At 63.4% G+C, this 2,898-nt stretch carries 3 protein-coding genes and 1 pseudogene; 3 read left to right on the forward strand and 1 reads right to left on the reverse strand.

Annotated features, from left to right (window positions below):
- Window positions 1-70: 70 nt before the first annotated feature.
- Complete coding sequence (locus EN969_RS24910) at window positions 71-1,102, reverse strand: LacI family DNA-binding transcriptional regulator (RefSeq protein WP_027161043.1); 1,032 nt, start codon at window positions 1,100-1,102, stop codon at window positions 71-73.
- A gap of 170 nt (window positions 1,103-1,272) precedes the next feature.
- On the opposite strand from EN969_RS24910, the gene EN969_RS24915 reads away from it, so the two are divergent.
- The 3 genes and pseudogenes from EN969_RS24915 to EN969_RS36245 form a co-directional block, all read left to right on the forward strand.
- A complete protein-coding gene (locus tag EN969_RS24915) occupies window positions 1,273-2,364 on the forward strand; it encodes a fatty acid desaturase family protein (RefSeq protein ID WP_063169774.1) in 1,092 nt (363 codons plus the stop codon).
- Between the two features lie 88 nt (window positions 2,365-2,452).
- A complete protein-coding gene (locus EN969_RS24920; protein ID WP_027161041.1) occupies window positions 2,453-2,767 on the forward strand; it encodes a MocE family 2Fe-2S type ferredoxin in 315 nt (104 codons plus the stop codon).
- Window positions 2,764-2,898, forward strand: a pseudogene (locus EN969_RS36245) (ferredoxin reductase); the annotation flags it as partial. The gene EN969_RS24920 and the pseudogene EN969_RS36245, both read left to right, overlap by 4 nt.

Below are 2,898 nucleotides of genomic sequence, written 5' to 3' on the forward strand. Positions count from 1 at the left end.
CCTGCGGGCCGATTTACGCATCGCTCTGATGGATTCTATCATTTGCCTCGGCACCTTGCGCGGCGGCTGGCTAGATGTTTTCCGGCAGATAGATGTCGAAGGGCAGAAAGGTCTGGCCCGGAGCGTTGGCGGCGCCGGTTTCGATGGCATGCGCCATCAGGTCGACGAGCTCACGGCATAAAGCGGCGAGCGGGGTCGAGATCACCATGGTGAGGATGTTGTCGGCGAGCGCCGCGCGCGACTCGGCGTTGATCTCGTTGCAGACGACCACCGGCATGGTCGCGGGCTTCGCTGCCCGCAGCGCCGAGACCGCGCCTTCCATGCCACCGCCGGCGACGTAGCAGCCGGCAAGATCCGGATAGCGCGCCAGAAGATCGATCATCGCGTCATGGGTCACCTGGTTGGCTTCCAGATTGACCAGCGTTTCAAGCACGCTGAACTCCGGCGCATGCTCGCGGAAGAAGGAGCGAAAGCCGATCTCGCGCAGCTCATGGCCGTGGAAGCGGTGGCTGCCGACGAAGAGGGCGACCTTGCCGGGCCGCTTGGCTGCCTTGGAGATCATCCATGCGGCGGTGCGCCCGACCTTGCGGTTGTCGAGGCCGATATAGCCCTCCCGGATGCCGGCGGCAAAATCGGACAGCACCGAAAAGACCGGCTGCCCTCTCGCCTTCAAGGTTTCCACGACCGCTGTCAGGGTCGGATGGTCCGGACCGACCACGGCGATGGCCCTCGATTTCGCCGCCAGCCTGCGCATCTGGGAGGCGATCTCGTCGGGAGCCAGGGAGCTGGCGAAATCGATGCTCGCAACGCCGCGGAAGCGCTGCGATTGAGAGATGGCCAGTTCGAGTTCCCGCGCGAAGTCACCGTAGAAGGCATCGTTGCCCCGCAGCAGCAGGAAGCCCAGGCGGTACTCCGGCAACTCCTGGCGCATGCGCTGCTTGATAAGGCCGGCGGCGTGGTAGCCGATGTCGGTAGCGGTCTCGTAGACGCGGCGCGCTGTCTCTTCGCGCACCGGCAGCCGGTTGTTCAGCACGCGGTCGACGGTGGCGACACTGACGCCCGAGATGCGCGCCAGATCGGATATTGTCGGCCGCTTCACCATGCTTGCCTCGTCGGGTTTGCTCGAGCCCTTCGTACATCATCCTGATGGGAAATGATAGAAACTATCTTTATGATGTTGAGTCTATCATCAGTCGGCGTTACTTTGACGCCCGAAGCCAAGGGATTTCATGGCATTCGCTCTGGCGGATGCCTTTGCCGAGGGAGGCAATCATGTCCACTGCGCCGTCCCGGCGTGACTACAGCCTGATCGGCCGCGACGCCAAGCTCGCCGTCGAGACCGGCCTGTCGGCGGCCGAGTGGTATCACACCGACATACCGCGCAAGCAGATGAAGGAGCTGATGCAGCGCTCCGACGGGCCGGCGATCCGCGATACGGCGATCTGGTTCGCCGCCCTGACCGTCAGTGGCGCCGGCGGCGCCTGGCTCTGGGGCACATGGTGGTGCGTGCCGTTCTTCTTCGTCTATGGCGTGCTCTACGGCTCCTCGACGGATTCACGCTGGCACGAATGCGGTCACGGCACCGCCTTCCGCACGCAATGGATGAACGATGCGGTCTATCAGATCGCCTGCTTCATGATCATGCGCAATCCGGTGACCTGGCGCTGGAGCCACACGCGCCACCACACCGACACCATCATCGTCGGCCGCGACCCGGAAATCTCGGTGATGCGGCCGCCGGATCTGGTTCGCGCCATGCTGGGCTTCGTCGGCGTGCTCGACGCCTGGCATGCGATGAGCGATATGCTGCGCAACGCCGCCGGCACCGTCAGCGCCGCCGAAAAGACCTTCATTCCAGAACAGGAACAGCCCAAGGCGATCCGCGTCGCCCGCATCTGGACGGCGATCTATGCCGCCACCGTCGGGCTGGCGCTCTACACCGGTTCGTTCCTGCCGCTGATGCTGGTCGGCCTGCCCAGGCTCTACGGCGCCTGGCACCATGTCATGGTCGGGCTGCTGCAGCATGGCGGCCTGGCCGACAATGTCACCGACCACAGGCTGAACAGCCGCACCGTCTACATGAACCCGATCAGCCGCTTCATCTACTGGAACATGAACTACCATGTCGAGCATCACATGTTTCCGATGGTGCCCTATCATGCGCTGCCGAGGCTGCACGAACTGATCAAGCACGATCTGCCGGAAGCGACACCGTCGATCCTGGCCGGCTACCGCGAGATGATCCCGGTCTTCCTGCGCCAGCTGCGCAACGAGGACTATTTCCTCAAGCGCGAGCTGCCGCCGACCGCACGGCCATATCGCGAGGAATTCCACAACGACACTATCGCCGCCGCGGCGGAATGATCGTGCTTCCATCCGATCCAGACTGTTTATTTAACGCAATTCCGGACGGAAAACCGCTGCGCACTTTTTTGCTTTTGGGAGGACTTGAATGAGCGACTGGGTCGAGGCCTGCGCCACCGGCGACATAGACGAGGAGGATGTGATGCGCTTCGACCATGGCGGCCGCACCTTCGCCATCTATCGCAGCCCCGACGACGAGTTCTTCGCCACCGACGGCCTTTGTACGCATGAAAAGGTGCACCTGGCCGACGGGCTGGTGATGGATGACATCATCGAATGCCCCAAGCACAATGGCCGCTTCAACTACAAGACGGGTGACGCCCGCGGCGCCCCGGTCTGCGTCAACCTGAAAACCTATCCGGTCAAGGTCGATGCCGGCAAAGTCCTGATCCAGATCGGATGACCGATATGGCGGGGGGGATGCTCATCATCGGCGCCGGCGAATGCGGCGGGCGGGCGGCATTGGCGCTGCGCGACCTCGATTATCAGGGGCCGGTGACGCTGGTCGGCGACGAGCCGCATCTGCCCTATGAG

Source organism: Mesorhizobium sp. M7A.F.Ca.CA.003.01.2.1 (genome assembly GCF_003998945.1).
Classification (GTDB): domain Bacteria; phylum Pseudomonadota; class Alphaproteobacteria; order Rhizobiales; family Rhizobiaceae; genus Mesorhizobium; species Mesorhizobium ciceri.